The organism is Terricaulis silvestris, assembly GCF_009792355.1.
Classification (GTDB): Bacteria; Pseudomonadota; Alphaproteobacteria; order Caulobacterales; family Aquidulcibacteraceae; genus Vitreimonas; species Vitreimonas silvestris.
In genome coordinates, this window is sequence record NZ_CP047045.1 from 384790 (window position 1) to 405603 (window position 20814).

At 63.1% G+C, this 20814-nt stretch carries 10 protein-coding genes and 2 pseudogenes; 4 read left to right on the plus strand and 8 right to left on the minus strand.

What is annotated here, in order from left to right:
• The first annotated feature begins 416 nt into the window (after positions 1 to 416).
• The 3 genes and pseudogenes from DSM104635_RS01840 to DSM104635_RS19835 form a co-directional block, all read left to right on the plus strand.
• Positions 417 to 5864, plus strand: coding sequence for a HAMP domain-containing protein (locus DSM104635_RS01840; RefSeq protein WP_158764560.1), 5448 nt, complete (start codon positions 417 to 419; stop codon positions 5862 to 5864).
• Complete coding sequence (locus DSM104635_RS01845; RefSeq protein ID WP_158764561.1) at positions 5864 to 7393, plus strand: response regulator; 1530 nt, start codon at positions 5864 to 5866, stop codon at positions 7391 to 7393. The genes DSM104635_RS01840 and DSM104635_RS01845 overlap by 1 nt, the downstream gene beginning before the upstream one ends.
• A 291-nt stretch (positions 7394 to 7684) precedes the next feature.
• Positions 7685 to 8094, plus strand: a pseudogene (locus tag DSM104635_RS19835) (IS110 family transposase); the annotation flags it as partial.
• 76 nt (positions 8095 to 8170) lie between these two features.
• On the opposite strand, the gene DSM104635_RS01850 reads toward DSM104635_RS19835, so the two are convergent.
• From DSM104635_RS01850 to DSM104635_RS01860, 3 genes are read right to left on the minus strand one after another with little or no spacing between them, the layout of a single operon-like run.
• Positions 8171 to 9541, minus strand: a complete 1371-nt coding sequence (locus tag DSM104635_RS01850; protein WP_158764562.1) for a TolC family protein — start codon at positions 9539 to 9541, stop codon at positions 8171 to 8173.
• Positions 9542 to 9547: 6 nt separating this feature from the next.
• A complete protein-coding gene (locus tag DSM104635_RS01855) occupies positions 9548 to 12712 on the minus strand; it encodes an efflux RND transporter permease subunit (RefSeq protein WP_158764563.1) in 3165 nt (1054 codons plus the stop codon).
• 26 nt (positions 12713 to 12738) lie between these two features.
• Positions 12739 to 13914: an efflux RND transporter periplasmic adaptor subunit gene (locus DSM104635_RS01860; RefSeq protein ID WP_158764564.1), complete on the minus strand. Its 1176-nt coding sequence runs from the start codon at positions 13912 to 13914 to the stop codon at positions 12739 to 12741.
• Between the two features lie 236 nt (positions 13915 to 14150).
• On the opposite strand from DSM104635_RS01860, the gene DSM104635_RS01865 reads away from it, so the two are divergent.
• Positions 14151 to 14735, plus strand: a complete 585-nt coding sequence (locus tag DSM104635_RS01865; RefSeq protein ID WP_158764565.1) for a TetR/AcrR family transcriptional regulator — start codon at positions 14151 to 14153, stop codon at positions 14733 to 14735.
• Here the strand turns inward: DSM104635_RS01865 and DSM104635_RS20150 are convergent.
• The 5 genes and pseudogenes from DSM104635_RS20150 to DSM104635_RS01890 all read right to left on the minus strand — a co-directional run bounded on the left by DSM104635_RS20150 (position 14686) and on the right by DSM104635_RS01890 (position 20795).
• A pseudogene (locus DSM104635_RS20150) lies at positions 14686 to 15239 on the minus strand (aspartate 1-decarboxylase). The gene DSM104635_RS01865 and the pseudogene DSM104635_RS20150 overlap by 50 nt on opposite strands.
• A 222-nt stretch (positions 15240 to 15461) precedes the next feature.
• A complete protein-coding gene (locus DSM104635_RS01875; protein ID WP_158764566.1) occupies positions 15462 to 16727 on the minus strand; it encodes an FAD-linked oxidoreductase, L-gulonolactone oxidase family in 1266 nt (421 codons plus the stop codon).
• The gene (locus DSM104635_RS01880; RefSeq protein ID WP_158764567.1) at positions 16724 to 17362 is read right to left on the minus strand and encodes a TetR/AcrR family transcriptional regulator; all 639 of its coding nucleotides are present in this window, start codon (positions 17360 to 17362) and stop codon (positions 16724 to 16726) included. The genes DSM104635_RS01875 and DSM104635_RS01880 overlap by 4 nt, the downstream gene beginning before the upstream one ends.
• On the minus strand, positions 17359 to 18537 hold the full coding sequence (locus DSM104635_RS01885) for an MFS transporter (protein ID WP_158764568.1): 1179 nt from the start codon (positions 18535 to 18537) through the stop codon (positions 17359 to 17361). The genes DSM104635_RS01880 and DSM104635_RS01885 overlap by 4 nt, the downstream gene beginning before the upstream one ends.
• The gene (locus tag DSM104635_RS01890; protein ID WP_158764569.1) at positions 18537 to 20795 is read right to left on the minus strand and encodes a TonB-dependent receptor; all 2259 of its coding nucleotides are present in this window, start codon (positions 20793 to 20795) and stop codon (positions 18537 to 18539) included. The genes DSM104635_RS01885 and DSM104635_RS01890 overlap by 1 nt, the downstream gene beginning before the upstream one ends.
• Between the last annotated feature and the right edge of the window lie 19 nt (positions 20796 to 20814).

The following is a 20814-nucleotide window of genomic DNA, read 5'->3' on the forward strand; positions in this document are numbered from 1 at the left end:
TTGGCGCAATAAGCGACGCCAGCCGACGCACGCACCGCCGTCGGGATGGATATAGCGCGCACTTAAGCGGCCCGTGCGAGGGCAATTTCGGACTAGAGCTCGGAGTAATTGGCGCTGCATCGCAGGGCCTTGGACATCCCTTTTGCGCGCGAAAGAAGCAGCTCGAGTCACCAAGTTGGGCAATGGCGCCCAGGCGGTCAAAGCGAGGGGGCCTTCATGTTGGCGGCGTGGAAATTGCCGCCCATGCCGTCATCGGATGCGGACTTCGATCCTACGAAAAATATCCGAAATCGTCTGGGAACCTAAGGAACCGACTGGGCGTTTGAGGTTCCGCGGGGGATGTATGCGTATGTCTGCCCCACGAGCGTGTGCCAGAGCGGTTTGGCGCGCGGACGGCCCTGGCGGGAGCGACGTGCATGGAAGCGAAGGCGGCTGCGGTTCAGACCCGGCGTGGCAACGGCAATGGAACTGGCCCTGACGAACCATTGACCGAAGGCCAGCTGCGCGAGTTGCTGCAAGCCCTTCAATCCATGAAGGTCGGCGATTTCTCCACGCGCTTGCCGGGGGACTGGACCGGCGTGATTGGCAAGGTTGCGGATTCCTTCAACGAAATCTCCGCCTCCAACCAGCGTATGGCGGCCGAACTCGAGCGGGTTGGCTACACCGTGGGTCGCGAGGGGCGCACAAAACAGCGGGTGAAATTCGTCAACCGGGCTGGCGCCTGGGGCGAGATGGAAGGCTCGGTCAACACCCTGATCGACGACCTCTTGTGGCCGACCGATGAAGTCACGCGCGCCGTAGGCGCCGTGGCGCAGGGTGACTTGCTGCAAACGGTGCGGCTCGAAGTGGATGGCCGCCCGCTCAAGGGCGAGTTCCTCCGGTCGGCGAAAATCGTCAACACGATGATCCGGCAGTTGCGCGAGTTTACTTCGGAAGTGACGCGCGTTGCGCGCGAAGTCGGCACCGAAGGCAAGCTCGGCGGCCAAGCGCAGGTCCGTGAGGTGACCGGCGTGTGGAAGGAGCTCACGGAATCCGTGAACTCCATGGCCGACAACCTAACCAGCCAAGTCCGCAACATCGCCGAAGTCACGATCGCCGTCGCCAACGGCGACTTGTCGAAGAAAATCACGGTCGATGTGCGCGGCGAAATTCTGCAGCTGAAAGAAGCCATCAACACGATGGTGGATCAGCTGCGCTCGTTCGCTTCTGAAGTGACACGCGTCGCCCGCGAAGTTGGCACCGACGGCAAACTCGGCGGCCAAGCCATCGTCCCGGGCGTCGCCGGCACCTGGAAGGATTTGACCGACTCCGTCAACGCCATGTGTGGCAACCTTACCGACCAAGTCCGCAACATCGCGCAAGTGACGACCGCCGTCGCGCGCGGCGATTTGAGCCGCAAGATCACCGTCAACGTCTCCGGCGAAATTCTGGAACTGAAAGACACCGTCAACACGATGGTGGACCAGCTGAATTCATTCGCGTCGGAAGTGACGCGGGTTGCGCGTGAAGTCGGCTCGGAAGGCAAGCTTGGCGGTCAGGCGCAAGTACCGGGCGTCGCCGGCACGTGGAAGGACTTGACCGACAACGTGAACTTCATGGCCGGCAACTTGACGGCCCAAGTCCGCAATATCGCCGAGGTCTCGACCGCCATCGCCAATGGCGACTTGTCGAAGAAGATCACCGTTAACGTCTCGGGCGAGATCTTCGAGTTGAAAGAGACCATCAACACGATGGTCGATCAGCTCAACCGCTTTGCCGGCGAAGTGACGCGGGTGGCGCGCGAGGTCGGCACCGAAGGCAAGCTCGGCGGGCAGGCGCAAGTGCCGGGCGTCGGCGGCACATGGAAGGACTTGACCGACTCCGTCAACTCGATGGCCGGCAACCTGACTGGCCAAGTCCGCAACATCGCCGAAGTGACGACCGCCGTGGCGCGAGGCGACTTGAGCCGCAAGATCACGGTCGACGTTAAAGGCGAAATCCTGGAGCTGAAGAACACCGTCAACGTTATGGTGGACCAGCTAAACTCATTCGCGTCCGAAGTGACGCGCGTGGCGCGCGAAGTCGGTTCCGAAGGCAAGCTAGGCGGCCAGGCCGAAGTGCCAGGCGTGGCCGGCACCTGGAAAGACTTGACCGACAACGTGAACTTCATGGCCGGCAATTTGACTGGCCAAGTCCGCAACATCGCCGAGGTCGCCACCGCCATCGCCAACGGCGATCTTTCAAAGAAAATCACCGTCGATGTGCGCGGCGAAATCCTTCTGCTGAAGGAAACGCTAAACACGATGGTCGATCAGCTCAACGCCTTTGCCGGCGAAGTGACGCGCGTTGCGCGCGAAGTCGGCACCGAAGGGCGCCTTGGCGGTCAAGCCGTCGTGCCCGGCGTCGGCGGCACGTGGAAGGACTTGACCGATAACGTCAACCTGCTCGCCGCCAACCTCACGACGCAAGTCCGCAACATCGCAGAAGTCACCACGGCCGTGGCGCGCGGCGACTTGAGCCGCAAGATTACCGTCGATGTGAAGGGCGAAATCCTTGAACTGAAGAACACCATCAACACGATGGTGGACCAATTGAACGCCTTCGCGTCCGAAGTGACGCGCGTCGCCCGCGAAGTCGGCACCGAAGGCAAGCTCGGCGGCCAGGCGCAGGTGTCCGGCGTCGCCGGCACCTGGAAAGATTTGACCGACACCGTCAACGTCATGGCCGCGAACCTGACCGAACAGGTCCGCGGCATCGTCAAAGTTGTGACCGCCGTCGCCGACGGCGATTTGCAACAGAATCTGACTGTGAAGTCGAAGGGCGAAGTCGCGGCCCTCGCCGACACCATCAATAATATGACGCACACGCTGGCCACGTTCGCCGATCAGGTGACGAGCGTTGCGCGCGAAGTCGGCGTCGAAGGCCGTCTCGGCGGCCAGGCCAACGTGCCGGGCGCCGCCGGCACCTGGAAGGATCTCACCGGCAACGTGAACCTGCTCGCCGCCAACCTGACCACGCAGGTGCGCGCCATCGCCGAGGTCGCGACCGCCGTGACCAAGGGCGACTTGACACGCGCGATCGAAGTGGATGCGCGCGGCGAAGTCGCCGAACTCAAAGACAACATCAACACGATGATCGGCAATCTGCGCCTCACCACTGATCGCAACACCGAACAAGACTGGCTGAAGACCAACCTCGCCAAGTTCACCGGCATGCTGCAGGGCCAACGTGACCTTACCTCCGTCGGCCGCCTGCTTCTGTCGGAACTGGCGCCGCTCGTCGATGCGCACCAAGGCGTGATCTATCAGCTCAGCACCGACGACGGCGAACCGATGCTTCGGCTCTTGGCGACTTACGCCGACGATCCCGAATATGGCCACGCACCGCGTTTGCGCTTGGGCGAAGGGCTTGTCGGCCAATGCGCGGCTGATCGCCGGCGCATGTTCATCAGCGATGTCCCGGCGAACGTCGCGCCGATCCGCTCGGCCCTCTATAGCGCGCCGCCGCGCAACATTATCGTCTTCCCGGTTCTGTTCGAAGGCCAGGTCAAGGCGGTGATCGAACTCGCGGCCGCGGGTGGTTTCACCACCATGCAGACGACGTTTCTGGAACAGCTCACAGCCTCGATCGGCATCGTGCTGAACTCTATCGAAGCGACGATGCAGACCGAGGGCCTGCTGACCCAGTCGCAGCAACTGGCCGGCGAACTGCAAACCCAGCAACGCGAACTGCAGCAAACTAACGAACAGCTTGAGCAAAAGGCCCAGCAAGTCGCCGAGCGCAACGTCGAGGTCGAGCGCAAGAACCAGGAACTCGAACAAGCCCGTCGCGCGCTTGAAGAAAAGGCCGCGGAACTGGCGCTTACGTCGAAATACAAGTCCGAATTCTTGGCCAATATGAGTCACGAATTGCGGACGCCGCTTAACTCCATCCTGATCCTGGGTCAGCAGCTCACCGACAATCCGGACGGTAACCTGACGGGCAAGCAAGTCGAATTCGCCCGCACCATTCACGGCGCCGGCACAGACCTTCTCAACCTGATTTCCGACATCCTCGATCTCTCGAAGATCGAGTCCGGCACCGTCTCTGTCGAAGCGGAAGAACTCTATTTCCAGAACCTGGTCGATCGCGTCGCGGCGCCCTTCCGTCACGAAGCGGACAATCGCGGCTTGTCATTCGACGTCCATATCGATCCGGCGATCGGGCGGAGCATCCTCACGGACTCCAAGCGTCTGCAGCAGGTCCTGAAGAACCTGCTCTCGAACGCGTTCAAATTCACCGAAGCTGGCGGCGTGCGTTTCGATCTCGCAGCGGCGGCCGAGGGTTGGAACGCGCGGCACCCGGTGCTGTCGCAAGCGCCGCTGGTTGTGGCGTTTACGGTGTCGGACACCGGCATCGGCATCCCGCTCGAAAAGCAGCGCATCATCTTCGAGGCGTTCCAACAGGCCGACGCTTCCACCAGCCGCCGCTATGGCGGCACTGGCCTCGGGCTCGCGATCAGCCGCGAGCTTGCCGGGTTGCTCGGCGGCGAAATCCAGTTGCGCTCCAATCCCAACGAAGGCTCGACGTTCACGCTCTATCTGCCGATCGCCTATGTCGGCGCCAACCCGCCGGCACGGATTGCGCCACAAGCGCAAGGCTCGATGTCGCAAATGGTGCGCGCGCCGTCGGTGGCGGATCGCGTAGCCGACGACCGCGACGAGATCGAGCCGGGCGACGCTGCGTTCCTCATCGTGGAGGACGATCCGCACTACGCGCGCATCGTCGCTGGCCTCGCCAAGGACAAGGGTCTGAAGGTTTTGGTCGCGATGACGGGCGGCGAGGCGCTGGAGCTTGCGCGCATGTTCAAGCCAACGGCGATCTCGCTCGATGTGTTCTTGCCGGACATGCTGGGCTGGACGGTGCTGTCGCGCTTGAAACAAGATCCGATGCTGCGGCACATCCCCGTGCAGATGCTGACGCTCGACGAAGACCGCCAGCACGGCCTTGCGCGCGGCGCCTTCGGCTTCGTGTCGAAACCCATCGCCGCCGGCGATCTGAGCGGCGCCATCGACCGCGTGCTCGATTTCTCCAAGCCGCGCAAGCGGCGGCTCTTGGTGGTGGAAGACGATCCCACCGAACAATTCTCGATCCGCGAATTGCTACTACACGACGACGTCGAAATCGAATCCGCCGCCACAGGCGAGGATGCGCTCCGCAATCTGCGTGAGGACGATTGGGATTGCGTGGTGCTCGATCTCAGATTGCCCGACATGTCCGGTTTTGACGTGCTCGAGCGCATGCGCGAGGAGCAGACGGCGGATGTCCCCGTTGTCGTTTTCACCGGCCGCGAACTCTCGGCGGAGGAAGACGCGCGGCTCCACACCATGGCGCGCAGCATTGTCGTGAAGGGCGTGGAATCGCCCGAGCGCCTGCTCGACGAAACCGCGCTCTTCCTGCACCGCGTGATCTCCGACCTTCCAACGGAGAAGCAGCGCATGCTCGAGCGTCTGCATGGCTCGGACGAGGACCTGCTCGGCCGCACCGTGCTGCTGGTGGACGACGACGCCCGCAACATCTTCGCTCTCTCCAGCCTGCTCGAACGCCGCGGCATGCAAGTGCTGACGGCGACGACCGGGCGCGAAGCGATCGACATCGTGGAATCGACGCCGGAAGTCTCGCTCGTCCTGATGGACATCATGATGCCGGAGATGGACGGCTATCAGACGACGCAGAAAATCCGCGAAAACCCCGCACATCGCCGCTTGCCCATTGTCGCGCTGACAGCGAAAGCGATGAAGGGCGACCGCGAGAAATGCCTGGAAGCGGGCGCGTCTGACTATCTCGCTAAGCCCGTCAACACCGAGCAGTTGCTATCGGCGCTGCGCATGTGGCTGCACCGTTGATGTCAGGTGATCTGGGGCTAGCCGAGCGCGTCAACATTCTCCTGGTCGACGACCAGCCGGGTAAGCTGATGAGCTACGAGCTCATTCTGGAGGATCTTGGCCAAAACCTTCTGAAAGCGAACTGCGCCAAGCAGGCGCTGGAATTGCTGCTGAAGAACGACGTCGCGGTGATCCTGGTTGATGTCTGCATGCCCGATCTCGATGGCTTCGAGCTGGCGCAGATGATCCGAGAGCATCCACGCTTCAAGGACACGGCGATCATCTTTATCTCGGCGATCAATGTCACGGAGATGGATAGTCTTCGCGGTTACGAACTTGGCGCGGTCGATTATGTGCCCGTGCCTGTCGTACCGGGAGTGTTGCGCGCCAAAGTGCGGGTGTTCGTCGATCTCTATGTCAAGACCCGTGCGCTCGCGCGCATGAACGGCCAGCTCGAACAGCGTGTGGCCGAGCGCACGGCCGAGCTCGAGGCGGCGACGGAGCGGCAAGAGCTGCTCGCCCGCGAAGTCGATCACCGCGCCCGCAATGCCCTTGCCGTCATTCAGTCCATCGTTGCCCTAACGCCGGTTGACGACAACGTGCGGTTTGCTGAGGCAATAAAGGGGCGCGTCCGGGCGATGGCGACGGCGCACAACCTGCTTTCGGAATCGCGTTGGCGCGGCGCAAATCTCCTAAGCCTCATGCACGAAGAACTCGCGCCCTACAGCCAGAACGGGCGCGTTAGCATCAGTGGCACTGCGGTCTCGATCGCGCCGGCCGTGGCCCAAAACCTAGCTCTTGCGCTCCACGAATTAGCGACCAACGCGGCGAAATACGGCGCCTTGTCCGACATCGACGGAAAACTGACTGTGGCTTGGCGGATCGACGGAGAAACGATGCTCATGGAGTGGCGTGAAGATTGTCCGCACGCCGTGATAGAACCTTCGAAGAAGGGGTTTGGCTCGAAAGTCGTCGAAGCCAGTGTGACCGGTCAGCTGGGCGGGCGCATCGAACGCGATTGGCGTCCGAACGGCTTGCATTGCCGGTTCTCGCTGCCGAGCAGGCATTTTGCTGATGTGGAAACAGGCGAGGCACAGCAGCTTGCGAGTCGCGAGGGCCGCACCCAGAAGCCTGCCGCGGGCAGCCTAAAGGACCGAAGAATACTGGTGCTGGAAGACGAGCCGCTCATCGCGATGATGACCAGCCAACTGATCAGGGAGCTGGGTGGCGTGGTCCTCGGTCCATTCACCGGTGTGCGTAAGGCCGCCGATGCCGTCACTGTGGGAGTCGATGCGGCGTTGCTCGACGTGAACATCGCCGGTGAGCTTGCTTATCCTCTCGCCGATCAACTGTCCGGCCTGGGCATCCCGATCATCTTCATGACCGGCTACCACGCCGGCGCCATCGAACCGCGCTTCGCCGGCTGCCCGGTGCTGACCAAGCCGGTCGATCGCGACGAACTCGCACTTGTGCTGACTCGCGCCGCCGGGACCACCGAGATGGAGAACACCGCGCTCGTGACCGAAAGGTCGCCGAGGTCGCACGCGTAGTCGGAACGACACAGCATCACATCCACTGCCGCCCGATCTGTTCCGATCCCCGCCACTGGGCTTGGCCGCCGTCGGGTCGCTCAATCCCTACGGCGCGCTGACATAGACTGTTTGGGTCAAGCTGCTTCGCTACCAACTATCTCGCATATCTGGCCCAATCGCAGCGCCCAAGGTCTCCTTCAAGAAAGCGCGCGCTCGGCGTCGATCAACTTCCGCAATTGATGCTGTGGACGGCACCCAACCCGCGGCGGTGAACCCGATCTAAGGTTCAACTCCGTCAAAGGAGGGCAGCTGCAGACCGTTGTCACAGTGGGTCTCGATATCGCGAAGAACGTGTTTCAGGCGCATGGCGTCGATGCCGAAGACGTCGTCGTATTCTGAAAGCGTCTCACGCGCGCGAAGGTCCGAGAGTTCTTTGCAAATCTCCCGCGGTGTCTGGTCGGCATCGAGGCGTGCGCCAGCGCCCATTATTGGGCGCGCGATCTGGGTGCGTTAGGGCACCCGGTGAAGCTGATGCCGCCGGCGTACGTAAAACTATATGTGAAGAGCCAGAAGAATGATGCCGCTGATGCCGAGGCCATCTGCGAAGCGGTAACCCGACCGACGATGCGGTCGCAGAAGTGAAATCGGTGGAGCAGCAAAGCGTGCTCGCGATGCACCGGCTCCGCGCCTCGCTCCAGCGGCGCTCGCGTCGCGTAAACAGGCCGGACACATGAGCGCACCGCCAAGCATGATCAGAGATTTTCCTTGCCAGCGGGGCGCCGTCCACACATGGGATTAGTCGGACCAGCCAGCTCCGAGCGCCTGACCGAGTCTCACATAGGCAATGGCGCGTTGGGTGCTCGCCAGCGCCAGTCGATCTTCGGCTTCGGCAAGGCGGCGCTCGGCGTCGAGCACGCTGAAGAAGGATTCCATGCCTTCGCGATAGCGAAGACGCGAGATGCGCGCGGCTTCACGGGCTGCTTCGGCGGCGCGGGTTAGGCTTTCTGTTGAGCGCGAGGCGGCTTGGAGATTGGTGAAGGATGTCTCTACGTCGCGCACAGCGGCGTAGACGATCTGATCGTAGCGGTAGAACTCCGCTTCCGCATTGGCGCGCGCCGCCTCTGTGCGCAGCATGTTGCGGCGGAAATCGAGCGCTGGCCAATCGATGCGCGGGCCGACCGTGAAGGAAAAGCCGTCACTATCCCCAACCGCGTCGAAGTCAGCGCCGATCCAGTTGGCGACGCCGAAGAGTGAGATGCGTGGCCACCAATCAACGCGCGCGGCTTGGGTGCGCGCGGTGGCGGCTTCGAGCACGGCGCGGGCGCGGCGAATGTCGGGGCGACGTTGCAGCAGCTCTTCGGGTGAACCCAAGCCGAACTGCGCCGGCGGGGCAGGGACGGGCGCGAGAGTAAGGTCAATGTCGGTGGGAATGCCCATCACCAGCACGTCGAGTGCATTGCGGGCCGCGGAAAGCTCGCCATCGATCGTCGCGACTTGGGCAGCGGTGGTTTCGTATTGTTCGCGCGCGCGGGCGACGTCGAACGGACTGCCGCGCCCCGCTTCGCGCAGCGCTTCGATACGGATGACGGTTTGGCGTTGCGACTCCGCATTGTTTTGCGCCGCTTGCAGGCGCGCTTGGGCGCCGCGCAGGGTGGCGTAGGCGACGGCGGTTTCGGTGGCGATGGTGACGCGGACGCCGCGGCGGGCTTCTTCGACGCTCAGTGCTTCGCGGCTCGCGGCGCGGGCGCCGTGACGGAGACGGCCGAACACGTCGAGCTCCCAGGAGATGTCGGCGCCGGTGGCGGCGAAGTCTTGCTCTGCGACCGGGTTGATGTCGCGCGTGCGGCCGCCGGAAGCGGAGACGTTGGCGGACGGGAGGAGCTGCCAGCCTTCAATGCCGGCAATAGCGCGGGCGCGGCGGACTTCCGCTTCGGCCGCGAGGAGATCGCGGTTTTCGACCAGCGCGCGATCAACGAGCCGATCGAGTGTCGCGTCGCCGAAGCCGCGCCACCAATCGGTCTGCGGCGCGGTCTGCTCCGCCGACGCGGCTGCGAACGCTGGCTGCAGCGTTTGCAGCGCCGGCGCGGCGTCAGGGTTCGGATCGCTGGCGCAAGCGGCGAGGAAGGCGGCGAGCGCGACGGCGGCGAAGGTGAGCTTGGTGGTCATGGGCGTTTACTCAGCAGAGACCGTTTCTGGTGCGGGTTTGGGGCGGGCAAAGCGCGACGCGAACTCGCGGACGATCACGTAGAAGGTTGGTGTCAGCAGCAGGCCGAGGAAGGTGACGCCGATCATGCCGGCGAACACGGCGGTGCCGATGGCGATGCGTTGCTCGGCGCCGGCGCCGCTGGCGAGCACGAGCGGCACGACACCCAGGATGAAGGCGAGCGACGTCATCAGGATGGGCCGGAGGCGCAGGCCGGCCGAGCGGATGGCGGCGTCCTTTGGCGATAGCCCTTCGTGATCCTCGAGCTGTTTGGCGAATTCGACGATCAGCACCGCATTCTTGGCGGCGAGGCCGACGAGCACGATGAGCGCGACTTGCGTCAGGATGTTCACGTCGAGTCCGCGTATAAAGAGCCCGGCCAGCGCGCCGAGAATGGACATCGGCACGATGAGGATGACGGCCATGGGCAGCGTCAGGCTTTCGAACTGTGCGGCGAGCACTAGGAAGACGAAGAAGGCCGCGAGCACGAACACAATCAGCGTGTTGCCGGATTCGGTGCGCTCGATGTAGGCGATTTCCGTCCATTCGAAGCTGAAGCCCGCGGGCAGCACTTCGGCGGCAACGTTTTCCAAGCGCTGGATCAGCGTCGATGACGACGTGCCAGGCGCCGCTTCCGCCATGAGCTCGGCCGCGGGGTAGAGATTGTAGCGCGGCACGCGTTGCGGTCCGGCCGTTTCCGTCGCTGTCACCAGCGTGGAGAGCGGGACCATGGCGCCCTCGCTGTTGCGCACCCAGTAGCGGCCGAGATCTTCGGCGCCGGCGCGGAATTGGCCGTCCGCTTGTGCCGTCACGCGGAAGGTGCGGCCGAGATAGTTGAAGTCGTTGACGTAGGCCGAGCCGAGATAGACTTCGAGCGCTTGGTTGATCTCGGAGACGGGTACGCCCATCGCTTCGGCCTTGTCGCGGTCGATCTCGAGCCGCAGCCGCGGCGTGCGCGTTTCGAACAGTGTGAACGCGCCGCCGACGCCTGGCGTTTGGTTCGCTGCCATCATCATCGCCGTCGACGCCTCAGAGAGCGCGGCATAGCCGTGCTCGCCGCGGTCCTGGATCATCATCTTGACGCCTGAGCCGTTGCCGATGCCGTCCACGGCCGGCGGGCCCAGCACGAGCGTCTGCGCTTCCTGGATGGTGGAGAGCGATTGGCGCACGTCGTTCAGGATTTCATCGGCGCCGCGGCCAGAGCGGACGCGTTCGTCGAATGGCGTGAAGCCGAAGAAGATGGTGGCGGAGTTCGTGGCTTGCGTGAAGGTCGCGGCGTTGAGGCCCACGAAACCAGGATCGCTGGCGACGCCTTCGACCGCGCGGATGCGGCGCGAAGCTTCCTCGACGACGGCGCGCGTACGCTGCACCGAGGCGCCTTCCGGCAGTTGCACGAGCGCGAAGCCGTAGCCGCGATCCATCGCGGGGATGAAGCCTTTGGGGGAGAAGAAGAAGGCAGCGCCCGTGACGGCAAGCAGCAAAAGGTAGATGCCGATGACGCGTGGAGTACGGCTCACGATCACCTGCGTGGTGCGGCCGTAGCGATCCGAGAGGGTATTGAAGCCGCCATTGAAGCGATCGAAGAAGCGCTGCAGCGGTTTCCAGGTGCGGTCGTGCTCGGTTTGCGTGTGCGGCTTTAGCAGAACGGCGGCAAGGGCGGGCGACAGCGTCAGCGAGACGAAGCAGGAGATGAGCGTCGCCGTGGCGATGGTAAGCGCAAACTCCTGGTAGAACGCGCCGGCCACGCCGCTGATGAAGCCAACCGGCACGAACACTGCCGTTAGCACAAGCGCGATAGCTATGAGGGCGCCGCCAACCTCCGTCATGGACACGCGTGCTGCTTCCGCGGGAGAGAGCCCGCGCGCAATGTTGCGCTCGACGTTCTCGACCACGACGATGGCGTCATCGACGACGATGCCGATGGCGAGGATCATACCAAAGAGCGAGAGCGTGTTGATCGAGCCTCCCGTCAGCGCCAGCACGGCGAAGGTGCCGAACACCGAAACCGGGATAGCGAGCACCGGGATGATGGCCGCGCGCCAGCTTTGCAGGAAGATGAAGACCACAAGCACGACGAGCGCGACGGCGATGATGAGCGTCACCTCGACTTCGTGGATCGAGTATTCGACGAACTCGGTGGGGTTATAAACGACCTCGTGTTGGAGACCTTCGGGGAAGGTCGCGGAGAGTTCCTCCATGGTGTGGATGACTTCTTCCGCCGTCGCGAGTGCGTTCGAGCCAGGGCGTTGGAAGATGCCGATGGCGACGGCGGGCTCGCCGCGCAGCAGAGCGGCGGAGGAATAGTCCGCGGCGCCGAGTTCGACGCGGCCAATATCGGAAACGCGCACAAGCGCGCCGTCCGTGCCGGTGGCGACGACGACATTGGCGAACGTTTCCGCATCGACGAGGCGCCCCGGCGCTTCGACGGTGAGTTCGAAGGCGGAGGTGTTGGGCTGGGGTTCGCCGCCAATGGCGCCGGCGGCGACTTGGATATTCTGGCGGCGTAGGCCCGCGAGCACGTCGCTTACTGAGAGGCCGCGTGAGGCGATCTTTTCCGGGTCGAGCCAGATGCGCATGGAATAGTCGCGCGCGCCGAAGACTTGTGCGTCGCCCACGCCTTCGATGCGGGCGAGGCGGTCGCGTACATTGAGCGTGGTGTAGTTGGAAATGTAGGTCTGGTCGTAGCGCCCGCCGGGCGAGAGCATGTGCACGACGAGCAGGAACGAGCCGGCCGATTTCTGCACGGCGACGCCTAACCGGCGCACCTCTTCTGGGAGGCGCGGTTCAGCCGTCGAGATGCGGTTTTGCACCTGTACCTGCGCGTCATCGAGATCGGTGCCGAGCGCGAAGGTCGCGGTGATCAGCAGGCGCCCATCGGCTGTCGAGTGCGATGACACGTAAGTCATGCCCTCGACGCCGTTGATCGCTTGTTCGATCGGCGCGGCGACGGTTTCGGCGATCGTCTCCGGGCTGGCGCCTGGATAGCTCGCATTGATGGTGATCGTCGGCGGCACGACTTCGGGATATTCCGACAGCGGCAGCGTAGGGATCGCGAGAATCCCCATGAACGTGATGACGATCGAGATCACCGAGGCGAAGATCGGCCTCGCGATGAAGAAGTGCGACAATCGCATTGAAGTATGCCTTGAAGAGGGGGGCCTTAGCCTTCGCGGGCGGGCTGCGAAGTGAACGTGACTTCGCCAGGTTGCGGCGTGACGGTTGAGCCGGGGAAGGCGCGCTGAAGGCCGTTGATGACGACGCGCTCGTCGCCATCGAGGCCGGTGCGCACCACGCGCAAGCCATCTCCAGCGCGGGGGCCGAGTTCGACGGCTTGGTACTGCACGACGTTCTCGTCGTTCAGGACAAGCACGTAACGGTGCGTCTGGTCGGCGGCGACTGCGACTTCCGGGACGAGCACGGAAGGTGCTGCGTCCGGCGCTATGATGCGCACGCGTCCGAACTGGCCCGGCGTGAACTGGCCGTTGTTCGCGAACACAGCGCGGCCGCGAATGGTGCCGGTTTGCGGATCGACGGCGTTGTCGATGAAGTCGATGCGGCCTTGGTGCGAGAACTCGCCCTCACCCTCCAGCTGCAGCAACACGTGCCGCTCGCCGGTTTGGGGGTTCGTGCTCGCGGCAGCGAGGAGCGATTCCGGCGCCGAGAACTCGAAATGGATCGGATCGAGCGAGACGATGCGTGTCAGCACGCTTTCGCCGGCACGCACCAAATTGCCCGCGTGGACGTGAGCGTCCGAGATGCGGCCGGTGATGGGCGCGCGGATGTGTGCGTATTCGAAGTCGAGCTGCGAAGTCCGCAGCGCCGCCTCTGCCGCCAGCTTCGCGGCGGCGGCTTGCGCTGCAGTTTCGCGCCGGGCTTCGAACTCTTCCTGCGAAATCGCGTCGAGGCTAAGCAGCGTTTGCGCGCGGGCGAACTCGCTTTCGGCGCGGGCGCGTAAGGCTTCCGCTTGCGCAACGTCAGCGCGGGCGCGATCGGCGGCGGCGCGGAACGGGGCGGCGTCAATGGTGAAGAGAAGATCGCCCTGACGGACGACTTGGCCTTCCCGGAAGTGTACTTGCTGCAGATAACCGCTCACGCGCGGGCGCACTTCGACGTCGGCTGAAGCCACAAAGCGGCCCGTGTGCTCCGTCCACTCCGCCACGTCCTGCACGAGCGGGCGCGCCACTGTGACTGTCGGCGGGGGCGGCGCCGCCTCTTGCGATTGCGCGCCGCCCGCGACCATGGCCGCGGCGACGCCGATCCCGGCAATTGCGCCGAGCCCCGCGCCCCAGCGCGTCTTGGGGCCGAGTTTGAATGAGGAGGTGTTGAAGCGCAGCATGAGCCGGTCCCCGGAAAATCCCTCGGCCTGGTGTGGAAATGACGATCGTCATATTATATGACGGACGTCATTCCTGGGCCGGCAGCGTATTTGGGCGGTGCGGCGCCGGCTTCAAGGCGGGATGCGGAGAGAGGGTGAAATAAATTGACCTGATGCCTATTAAATAGAGGCAACACGTGTATGGGATTTCAGCCGTAACAATAAAAACATCTGAGGAAACGTCGAAGGAGGTCGGAATGACAGTGGCGATTGCGGCGCGTGTCGCGGCGACACGCAAAGAAGAGACGCGCGATCGCATTCTCGAAACCGCAAGCCGGTTGTTTCAGGAGCGAGGCGTCGACGGCGTAGGCGTCGATGAGATCATGCGCGAGAGCGGCCTGACGCACGGCGGCTTCTATGCGCACTTCACCAACAAGGAAGATCTCGTCGAACAAGCCTGCATCTGCGCCATCGATGCGAAACTCGACGAACTTTACGAGTTGATGACGTCGCTCGGCGACGACGCCGCGTTTGAGCGTCACACTCAGCGTTTCCTCAAGGGCGATCCGCGCACCGACAGCCCTACCTGTCCGATGGCGATGCTGGGTCCCGAAGTCGCTCGGCGCGAACACATCCAGAAAGCATATGCCCAGCGCATTCGCCGTCTGGTGGGACGTATCGCCAAAGCGCTCGATTGCCCGCGAGAAGAGGCAATGCTTACGCTTTCGGCGCTTGTGGGCGCCACCGTGCTCGCCGCTCAGACAAGCAGCGACGCGGCGCTCGCAAAGCAGATTATGCTCGCCGCTCGCGATGGACTGCTAAGCTGCCAAGGCGATCGGTGAGCGGTGGGAAGGTCTGTTTTCTGCAATCAGGGCGCTTCAAATGTCCGCTTGCAGCGGCGCGCACCCTCTGTCGGTCTTTGGGAATGGTCGGACGAAACGCCTCTGCTGCTATACGCCACTTGCGAGGGAGTTTCGGTGAGGGCGCGGACGATTTTGTTCTGCGCATTGAGCAAACGGCGCGAGGCATGATCGGCTCGCCGCTGAGCTCGAACCCCATGATGATGACCTCTTCGCCGGTCTTGATGAGATGGGCGGCCGCGCCGTTCATGCAAATCTCGCCGGAGCCCGCTTCGCCGGCAATGATATAGGTTTCAAGCCTTGCCCGGACGTGTTTGAAGCCACCAGCACCTTTTCGCCAGGGCCCAACCCCACGGCGTCCAAGAGCGCGCTATCGATCGTAATCGAGCCGACATACGCGAGGTCGCTTCGGTTAACGCGTCCATTGCTGGCTTCGCTCCACGACCTCGATCCAAGGTACGTGTTGCGTCGATCAGTTGAACTCACAGGATTTTGGAGAAACTACGATCAACCGGAATGGTCCTGCGTCGCGCCATTGATAAGCTGTTGTCGCGACGACCGAGATTGGCCCGAAGCTGACATTGGGCGCTCTCTCCGCGTGGATCTCTAGGATTTCTTGCCGAACAGCCAATATGCCGCCCACACAAAATCCGCGCGGACCAGCCGCTATAGGTACCGACCGCCCGAACAAGGCCCATCCTCAGAGCATCAGGAGCCCGCGAATAACGCCGTTAAGTGCGCGTTGGCGAACTTGGCGCCCGGATCGTGAGCGGCGCGCACGGAGTTGAAGCTGCGCGCGTCGGGGTAGAGGGCTTCAACGTCGGCGGCGTTCAAAGTATGGCGCTTGGCCCAATGCGGCCGGCCAGCGTGGGCGCGAAATATCTGTTCGGCCTCGCTGAAGATCTTGCGCCATGGCATCTTGGCGTATTGATGCATTGAGATCGACGCGCCCGGGCCCTTGTTGAAGGGGCTGAGCCAGATGTCGTCGCCGGCGCACAGCCGAAACTCAAACGGAAACGCCACGGGAAGGCTCTTCTTCCGGATCCATGCAATCACTTCGCGAAGCGCTGGCCAACCATTGGCGCGCGGCAACTCGTATTCCATTTCCTCAAACTTGATCGTCCGTTCCGAGGGAAAGATTTGAAACGCGGGTCCTACGCGGCGCTGACGGATGCCTTTGCTCACGAGACGAGCTTGCAAGAACGGCGTCAGAAACGGCGCCGCCGCTGAGATGTCGCAGACAAGGCGAAACGGACTCTCATCTATGTCCGTCATCTGCTTCAACGGTCCCTCCGCCGCGGTGGGCTGCAGCGTCTTCAGAAGCGCGTCTTTGCCGTACGGAAAGACAAAGAACTCCGCATGACGATGCGTCGCCGCAAGTTCATCCCAACGTTCGGCGATTTCATCGAGCGGCAACGACGTGACGCGTTCCTCGAGATAGTAGGCTGGTAGGACATCGATCTTAATGCGCGTGGCCACACCCAACAAACCAAGCGACAGGCGTTGCGCTTGGAACAAGCCGGGACGTTCGTCGGCGTTGGCGGTTACGACTGATCCATCGGCAAGCATGAGGCGAAACGCGCGCGCAGCGGTCGAGAGCGAGCGAAGCTCCGCGCCGGTGCCGTGTGTGCCCGTGGCGATGGCGCCGGCAAGCGTTTGAGGATTGACGTCGCCTTGATTGATCAAGGAGACGCCTTCGCGCCAAAGCGCGTCCGTCAACCGCGCTAGACTCCAGCCCGCTGGGGCCCAGACGCACGTCCGGTCGGCGTTGAACTCGATCTCGCCTTCCAGATCGGCGAGCGAAATAAGGACGCCCTCGGTTTCACAAAGCGGCATGAAGGAGTGACCCGCCCCAACAACCCTGACTTTGTCAGCGCGCGAGACTATCGCGGCGAGTTCGGCCTCGGTGCGTGGCCGCGCGATCTCACTTGGCCGCGCTTGAACGCTGCCGGACCAATTCGACCACGCGCTCATGGTTCGGCATCGCGCAACGACCAGCGCAGTAGGCGCGCGGCTTCCCGAAGAATTTCTTCCCGAGGTATCAGATCTTCTTCGCTGAGCATCTCGTCTGTCGCGTAACCGTATTCGACCGAGAGCCTAATGCGCCGCCACAACAGGTCTGGGTCCATGTCCGGAAGGAGTGGTGCGTAGACTTCCAGCATGGCGTCGGTGACGCTGCGGTGAGAGTCTATGCGCACATGCGCCAATTGCGGCACAGCCCGGAGTGCGCGTTCGATCCAGATGCCGCCGGGTTCTGAAGCCGTGATCGCGGCGGTGTCGCGCAAAAGGTCTTCGACGTTGTCGGCATAAGCATCGGCGCCACCGCCTTTATGCTTTTCAAGCCAGGCCAAGAGGACGGCGTTCTGCCTGTCCATCAGCCGCTGCCCGAGCGCTTCAAGCACGGCGTATTTGTCCTTGAAGTAGCGATAGAGCGTCGGCGGCGTCACGCCGGCGTGCGCGCTAATCATGTTGGTCGAGATGCGCTCGATGCCGACTTCGGCCAAAAGTTCACCGGCGACGTCCAAGAGGCGCTCGCGCGTCTGCACGGCGCGTGCTTGCTGAGGTTCGCGCACCGGCTTGCGCTTGGGTTTGCGCCGGGCGTTGGTCATGACGCCGCCTCTACGGCTGCCCCGCGCGCCCGCGTTTGATGTAGTGCCAAAACGATGCCCATGGCGAGGACGAGGCTTGCGGCGCCGAACGCTAGCGCGCCACGCGCATCCGCATCGGTGACAAAGAAGGATGCGAAGAGCGGCCCGAAGCTGCCGCCGACCAGCTGTACGCCGCCCATCAGCACCGCCGCACGCCGCGTCGGATCGGCTTCTATTGTCATAGGCACGAGGAATGGCGAGGCGAACAGCCAGACGAAACCGAACGCACCGGCAAGGGCAAGAAACACGGCAGGGCCTGGCAGCGCGGCAAAACCGGCAAAGAGAGCGAGGTTCACGAGGGCGCAGACAAGCAAGGCGGCGAGCCAATTGATACGCCCCGCTAGCGCGGTTGCCGCGAATCCGCCGACGACCTGGCAGGCGAGCGAAAGTGACACGGCTTGGCCCGCAATAGCGGACCCGTGTCCCGCTTGGCGCGACAAGGGTTCGGCATAAACCCAAACCCCGATCGTGAAGGCGATATAGAGAAACGATACCGCAAGTGCGGCCCAGCCGCGCGCGTTAGGCAATCGCCCGCCGCTCTCTTGGCGCGCTAGCGGCGCGAATTCGGCGGGTAGCAGGAGTGTTGCGGCGACGTTGACGAGGCAGAAGAGGGCAAGCGCAATGAAGCCGCCGTCGGCGCCGTAGCGCGGCACAATGAATGCGGTGAGAAATGTCGCGAGCAGGAATTGCGCGAGCGTCTGTACGGTGAGATAGGCGCCAGACCAGCGTTCGGGCGTCGGCGAGCGCGCGATCATCGAGATTGTCACCCAGATGAGCACGCCGCTCGGCACGCCGGCCGCCGCGCGAGCGAGCGTCACCATCTCACCACGCGCTAGGGGCGTCAGCGTGTCGATGACCGCCAAAGCGATGAGCGCCGCAATCGCGATGATCTTGAGGCGCGCAGGGCGCAGCAGGACGCCGGCGAGTGCGGCGGTCAGGCCCATGGTCAAGAGTTCGGCGGTCGCGGTTTGTCCGAGTTCAGCCGCCGTGAGGCGGCCTTCTTGCGCCAGGCCCCCGAGCAACAGGGGTTGCAGACCCGCGATCATGATGCCGGTGACGCCGACAAACATGATCGCGAATATTTGCGCAGCGTTTGGCCGTGGGCCGATCCAATCTGGCCTAGTCTCGTCGCTCATCAGTAGTTGAAGCGCGCGAAGACGCCGGCGGAAGGCGGCGCGCCCATGCTGAAGAGATCGAAGCCCAGACCCTCGATGGGAATGATGTCGCTGATGTTGGTCTCGTCGAACAGGTTGCGGCCGAATATGCCGACCTCGAGATGCTCATCCGGCGTCGTCCAGCCAAGACGCGCATTGACGAAGGTGCGCTCAGGGTCGGAGAGGCGTTCCACGTTGCGGGTGTCGTAGAAAACCTTGCTCCGGTAGGAGACGTCGCCTTGTGCGCGGGCACTGCCGCCAAACGCCGGCCATTCATATTGTGCCGAGGCCGTCAGGCTGAACTCTGGCGCATTGGGCAGTGTGTTGCCCGAATAGTCGTCGCCTTCGGAGCTGAAGTCTTCATAGGTCGCTTCGAGGTAGGCGGCCGTCAGCGACAGATCGAGGCCCTCGGCAGTCGAAGCCGAGAGCTCGGCCTCTACGCCGGAGACGGTAGCGTTCGAAGCGTTGGTGAACTGCTGGATCGTCAGGAAGGGCGGATCCGGGCTGACTACCAGCGTATAAACCTGCAGGTCCTGATAGTCGTAGTGGAACGCCGCGAAGTTAGCGCGCAGGCGGCGGTCGAACAGCTCCGTCTTCATGCCGATTTCGTAAGCGTTCACGACTTCATCGTCATAGGGAATGACCGTGGCCGGATCGACGGTCTGCCCGCCGAAAAAGCCGCCGCTCTTATAGCCGCGATTGTAACTCGCATAGAGATTGATGTCATCGCTCAGCGCGTATTGGAGCCCAAGCCGGCCGGAGACCGAGCTGAACGTGTCGCTGTCGTGGAGATCGATGAAGGCCGGAAGGTCCGGCGCCGTATCGGGTTGCACCGAGTAGAGCGATTGGTAGTCGAAGGTTTTCTCGTCAGCTGAATAGCGCAGACCGATTGTTGCGGTGAGCCGGTCCGTGAGCGCGTAGTCCAATTGCCCGAACGCGGCGTACGAATCCGTTTCTTGCGAGAAAGGCCAAGCGAATACCCCGATGCCTAGGCCCGCGAGAACTGGAGCGTCCAACGGGTCTCCAGTGTTCGCCACGCGGAAGACATCGTAGTACGAATTCGTCGATAGATCGTCGTGCGCGAAATAGACGCCAAGCACCCAGGTCGCCGGGCCATCGCCGTTGGATTGCAGCCGTAATTCTTCACTCGCGGCCCATTGTTGAGCACGATACCGCGCAGTGATGATGTCCGTAGGGCCCGCGTCCGTATCTTCCACATCGTCGCGATCGGCGTGATCGTAACCGGTCACGGAAATGAGCGAGACGGCGCCTAGATCCCAAGTCAAGATCGCCGAACCGCCATAGGTTTCGACATCGTCTTGGCCTTCGAGGTGATAGTCGCCGGCGTAGAGATCGTTGCTGGTGTTGGCGTAGCCGCCGAGATCGGTGCATTGGCCCGATGTGTAGAAGCCCGGGGCGCAGAAACCGTCGGGGCCGGTCGCTTCAGGCGTCGCCGGCAGCAGCGAGCGGTTGTAGGCCCAAATCGAGCCGCCTTGCGAGCGAGCGTAACGCGCCTGGAAGAGCGCTTCGAAATTGTTTGCCGGCGTCCACAACAACGAAGCGCGGATGCTGCCGCGATCGGCGTTGTTGCCTTCATGCCCGGTCAGACGATTGGTGGTGTAGCCGTCATCGACGGTGTAGATCGCGGCCACGCGGAACGCGAGCAGGTTGTCCACGAGTGGGCCGCCAACGCCGCCGTCAATCGACATTGAGCCGAACTCGCCCGCTTCGAAATTGGCGTCGCCTTCCCAAGACTGTGTCGGCCGCCGGCTAATGAGATTGATGGCGCCGCCTGTCGTGTTGCGGCCATAGAGCGTGCCTTGCGGTCCGCGCAAAACCTCAACGCGGTCGAGATCGAAGAACTGGCTCATCTGCGCCAATGGCGAGCCGACATAGACGCCATCCGAGTAAAGCGCGACGGCGCCTGCGGTGTTGGGGTTGAAATCGTTCAAGCCAATGCCGCGGATGAAGATCTTTGGATTGGCCGCGTTGTCATCGGTCTTGATCTGAAGGCCGGGCGCTAACGCGTTCAGATCCATCACGTCGGTGACGTGGTTGTCCGCAAGCGTGTCGGCGTTGAGGACGCTGACCGCGATGGGCACGTCTTGAACGTTCTGCTCGCGCTTCTGGGCGGTGACGATAATGTCGTCGTTGGTGGCCGTTTCCTGCGCGACCGCCTGAAGCGGGGCGAGACAAATTGCGCCGGCAAATGCGGCAAGCCACGTCCGAGTTAGGATCATTTTGCTCCCCTCGACAAAA

Excerpts from the sequence above, each read along its gene's own strand:
- DSM104635_RS01865 (WP_158764565.1), top strand. The coding sequence starts at position 14,151 with ATGACAGTGGCGATTGCGGCGCGTGTCGCGGCGACACGCAAAGAAGAG.
- DSM104635_RS01860 (WP_158764564.1), bottom strand. The coding sequence starts at position 13,914 with ATGCTGCGCTTCAACACCTCCTCATTCAAACTCGGCCCCAAGACGCGC.
- DSM104635_RS01875 (WP_158764566.1), bottom strand. The coding sequence starts at position 16,727 with ATGAGCGCGTGGTCGAATTGGTCCGGCAGCGTTCAAGCGCGGCCAAGT.
- DSM104635_RS01850 (WP_158764562.1), bottom strand. The coding sequence starts at position 9,541 with ATGACCACCAAGCTCACCTTCGCCGCCGTCGCGCTCGCCGCCTTCCTC.
- DSM104635_RS01890 (WP_158764569.1), bottom strand. The coding sequence starts at position 20,795 with ATGATCCTAACTCGGACGTGGCTTGCCGCATTTGCCGGCGCAATTTGT.
- DSM104635_RS01840 (WP_158764560.1), top strand. The coding sequence starts at position 417 with ATGGAAGCGAAGGCGGCTGCGGTTCAGACCCGGCGTGGCAACGGCAAT.
- DSM104635_RS01855 (WP_158764563.1), bottom strand. The coding sequence starts at position 12,712 with ATGCGATTGTCGCACTTCTTCATCGCGAGGCCGATCTTCGCCTCGGTG.
- DSM104635_RS01880 (WP_158764567.1), bottom strand. The coding sequence starts at position 17,362 with ATGACCAACGCCCGGCGCAAACCCAAGCGCAAGCCGGTGCGCGAACCT.
- DSM104635_RS01845 (WP_158764561.1), top strand. The coding sequence starts at position 5,864 with ATGTCAGGTGATCTGGGGCTAGCCGAGCGCGTCAACATTCTCCTGGTC.
- DSM104635_RS01885 (WP_158764568.1), bottom strand. The coding sequence starts at position 18,537 with ATGAGCGACGAGACTAGGCCAGATTGGATCGGCCCACGGCCAAACGCT.